1 protein-coding gene is annotated in these 356 nt (G+C 65.4%); it reads right to left on the reverse strand.

Annotation, left to right across the window (positions count from 1 at the left end; translation table 11 throughout):
• A partial coding sequence (locus IG74_RS54575; RefSeq protein WP_037827602.1) for an IS5 family transposase occupies positions 1-262 on the reverse strand: 262 nt, incomplete at its 3' end.
• Positions 263-356: the final 94 nt, after the last annotated feature.

Consider the following 356-nt stretch of genomic DNA (forward strand, 5'->3'; position numbering starts at 1 on the left):
GGGCCTCCGTCAACGAGGGCGCGTACGCGGCGAGACGCTCGATCGTGTCGTTCACGTAGCGCCAGGCCGTGGCCACACCGATACCGAAGCCCGCGGCGAACTGTTCGAGTGTGTCGTGCTTGCGCAGGTAGACCAGGGCGCACCGGGCCCGGTCATACGGGCGCAGCCGGCACGGCCGGTCACCCTCGCACAAAGCGATCACCATCGTGACCAGCTCCAGGAGCTCCTCATCGACATCACATGCGGCAGGATAAGACAACACGGGGCATCTCCGCAGGTGAGGCTGTGTTTGGCGACTTGGCAAACCAGCGGGATGCCCCGTTCGTCACGCACCCGACAACATACTGTCACCGCCC

It is taken from the genome of Streptomyces sp. NRRL B-1347 (genome assembly GCF_000720325.1).
GTDB lineage: Bacteria > Actinomycetota > Actinomycetes > Streptomycetales > Streptomycetaceae > Streptomyces.